The organism is Corynebacterium sp. c25Ua_47 (assembly GCF_039907205.1).
GTDB classification, from domain to species: domain Bacteria; phylum Actinomycetota; class Actinomycetes; order Mycobacteriales; family Mycobacteriaceae; genus Corynebacterium; species Corynebacterium hiratae.
In genome coordinates this window covers 1-1,409 of record NZ_JASBOH010000029.1, presented here as the reverse complement: position 1 = coordinate 1,409, position 1,409 = coordinate 1, and the positions used below count along the sequence as shown (strand labels likewise).

Below are 1,409 nucleotides of genomic sequence, written 5' to 3'. Positions count from 1 at the left end.
TTATCTCACCGAGCGGCAAAAGCAACGCTTAGAAATGTTGTGGGCCACCGATGACGACTACGTGTGCCTAGAAGTAACGTGGCTGCTCTACCAAGACATGATCGCAGCGTACGCGCATCCGAAGAAAACGGAAGGCAAAAAGCTCATGGAACGCATCATCCATACGCTGCGTAAAGGATTACCGAAAGGTTTAGAAGAGCTCGCCCAACTGGGGCGCACCCTGTGGCGTCGACGCAAAGATGTGCTCGCCTACTTTGATATCGGCGCATCCAACGGCCCCGTCGAAGCAATCAACGGCAGACTCGAACACCTACGCGGCATCGCCCTAGGATTCAAAAACCTCAACCACTACATCTTGCGATCCCTAATCCACTCCGGACAACTACAGGACAAAATCAACGCACTCTAAAACCGGAAGGGCCGTCAAAGAGGGTCAACAGCTGGCCGGTGATACGCACATCGACAGTGCGGCCAACAAGCTGGCGCGGAACGGAGTAGCTCACTGTTGCAACCGTGATGTGGAAATCCGGGGCCACTTTTGCCCGTTTCCATTCGGTGTGTTGCCACGGGGTTGTCGGCAGATCCGTAAGCAGATGCTGTTCGTGTTCTTCAAAGAGATCCCGGCGGCTTGACTGCTGGCTGCGAAACGGCACGGACGTGTTTGATTGCGTCGACGAAGCCCACAATCTTTTCAGTGAGCTCGTCAAGGTTAACACACACTGGTGGCCATTAAGCGGCTCTTCCGGTTTCGGGCCCGACCCCCGGAAAGTGGACACGTCGGGGGTCGGGCCCGACCTTGGTGTAGGCGCCGGTAGCAGGGTCTTTGATGGTGGTTTTCTCGTTCATCCATTCCCGGTAGGTGTGGTCGAATTCGTGCAGGTGGGCGACCCATGTGGATGCTTGGTCAAGGTCGGTGATGCGAGTGAGTTTCAGGGCTAGGCGGTAGAGGGTTTTGCCGGCATCGGTGCGGGGGTTGCTGGTGGTGTGGCGGCGGACTGTTCGTTGGGCGTGGACGAGGCAGCGTTGGATGCGTGTTGTTGGCCAGCAGTGGTGGATGGCTGATTGGGCACCTTGTCCGCCGTCTGTGACTGCGATTAGTGGTGCGGCAATGGGGCGTAGGAGTTCGGTGTAGGCGGCGGTGGTTTCGTGTCTGGCCCAGGTCCAGTTGATGACGTGGGTTTTACTGGCTGCGATCAGGAGGCATCCGGACTTTAGATAGGTCGCGTCGAGGAAGATTTGGTCATGGATGCGGAATGAGTCGATGGTGGGTGTGGGGATGATCCACCTGTCGATTTGGGGTAGTTGGTACCGCGAGTCCGCGTAGTTGGTACCGGTGTTCCGCGTATCCGGTACTGCAAGGGGGGGGGTTCTTTCATAGTTGATGTTGGCGACACCACAATCCGCTGGTA

The 1,409-nt window shown here is 57.0% G+C and carries 2 protein-coding genes and 1 pseudogene; 1 reads left to right on the top strand and 2 read right to left on the bottom strand.

Going from position 1 to position 1,409, the window contains the following annotated elements:
* Positions 1-409, top strand: a 409-nt coding sequence (locus QKE52_RS13270; protein ID WP_347948997.1) for a transposase, incomplete at its 5' end; no start/stop codon positions are given.
* Here the strand turns inward: QKE52_RS13270 and QKE52_RS13265 are convergent.
* Together QKE52_RS13265 and QKE52_RS13260 are read right to left on the bottom strand one after the other, a co-directional pair.
* Complete coding sequence (locus QKE52_RS13265) at positions 396-653, bottom strand: hypothetical protein (RefSeq protein ID WP_347948996.1); 258 nt, start codon at positions 651-653, stop codon at positions 396-398. The two genes, QKE52_RS13270 and QKE52_RS13265, sit on opposite strands and share 14 nt — an antisense overlap.
* 157 nt (positions 654-810) lie before the next feature.
* Positions 811-1,284 (bottom strand): annotated as a pseudogene (locus QKE52_RS13260) (IS256-like element IS3503 family transposase); the annotation flags it as partial.
* Positions 1,285-1,409 lie beyond the last annotated feature (125 nt).